2 protein-coding genes are annotated in these 1645 nt (G+C 40.1%); both read right to left on the reverse strand.

The features are described from left to right. The coding region (locus A2517_RS08450; RefSeq protein WP_294896050.1) for an FAD-dependent oxidoreductase at positions 1-131 on the reverse strand (131 nt) is incomplete at its 3' end. Positions 132-184: 53 nt separating this feature from the next. Then, on the reverse strand, positions 185-1615 hold the full coding sequence (gene ccoG, locus A2517_RS08455; protein WP_294896052.1) for a cytochrome c oxidase accessory protein CcoG: 1431 nt from the start codon (positions 1613-1615) through the stop codon (positions 185-187). Positions 1616-1645: the final 30 nt, after the last annotated feature.

A 1645-nucleotide genomic window follows, 5' to 3' on the forward strand; every position in this document is an offset into this window, starting at 1 on the left:
AATATCTTTTTGCCCACGCTACTGTTATGTTCATAAATAGTGACATTTGCTCCGGAGCGTGCCGCAAATAGGGCTGCCATTAAACCGCTTGCACCGCCGCCGATAATTGCTATTTTTTTCATGGAGGGTATTGTACTATAAAAGGTAGATTACGAGGGGAAAGGGGGAGGTGAAGAGAAGAGGATTAATCCTCTTCTTTATCATCCTCTTCGTCTTTTAATAAATCGGCACGCGGGAAAGTAAAGGTTGATTGTCGTGTTACGGTTACTTTATCTTTTGCATCTACGGCATACGCATTGATGGTAATCGGAATAACGGTATCTTTACGTTCATCATTCACTAACATTTCATCGGTATAGAGAACAACGACTTTTTTCTTAACAATGCCCGGTTTTACCTTGAACGGTTTTTCAGGTTCACCGATTTTGATTTTTCCTTCCATTCCCTTAGGAGCAACAATATCGAAATAATATTCATGGTCTTCGTTCAGGGTATTTTGCAACAAGAATGTATAGGCATTGTCGACTTGTATTTTTCCCTCATCATTTTCATGAATAGAATATAAACGGTTCTCTTTATTGATGTTAAGGAGCATATACTCTTTTTTACTTCCCATCATCCCTAAAATAACACTGACGATTATCAAGATCGCCATATAGCCCAAAATTTTGGGACGGAAATAGTGTGTTTTACCTTTCATATAAAGGGTCTCTTTTTCACTTGACCACTCTACCAGACTCGGCTTCCCAAGTTTACCCATAACCTCGGTACACGCATCAACACACTCTAAACAGTTGATACACTCAAGTTGAAGCCCTTTTCGGATGTCGATGTGAGTAGGACATACCGTTACACAGCTCTCGCAAGTTGTACACTCTGCTTTAGGATTGACCGAGAGAAGATCATTTTGTTTGATAAACATTTTCTCTTTATTCTCATTGTAGATATCTCCACCACGATTCGGGTTATAGATGGCCATAACGGTATCATCATCGTATAAAACGGATTGGATACGTGAATAAGGGCAAACATAAACACAAAAATTCTCTTGCAAGAAAATGACGTCATAGACTAAAAAGAGGACAATAGAGATAATTGTTCCCATCAATACCGTATGTTCCATCGGATTTTGAATATAGGCAAAGAAATCTTCAGGCGGCACGAAATACCACATCAAATCCGCAGCTGCAATAAAAGATAACCCTGTCCAGAGTAAAATACCTACCAGACGTTTTACCTTATTCTCAAACTTAGAGTAATCAGGCTCTTGCTGTTTGTTTTTGATCCGTTTTCGAAGTCCCAAAAGTTTCGTTTCGATCAAATCACGATACACGACACGGAAAATGGTCTGAGGACACATCCATCCGCAGAAAACCCGCCCGCCCAATACGGTAATACCGAATACCCCGATAAAAAGGATCATGAGCAAGAACGGCATCAAATAAAGCTCTTGCATATCGAACTGAATAAACATCAAATGGAGTTTGAGTTTATCAAAACTAAGCAAGAAAAGGTGATTCCCCTCTATAGTTATCCACGGGGCACCTAGAGCTATAAGGGTGACTATCCCATAAAACCAATACCGTTTAATACGCCACGGGGTCCACCCCGACAAATACTCTTTCCCCTTAGGGGTTGATTCATT

Source organism: Sulfuricurvum sp. RIFOXYD12_FULL_44_77 (assembly GCF_001830725.1).
Lineage (GTDB): Bacteria > Campylobacterota > Campylobacteria > Campylobacterales > Sulfurimonadaceae > Sulfuricurvum > Sulfuricurvum kujiense_A.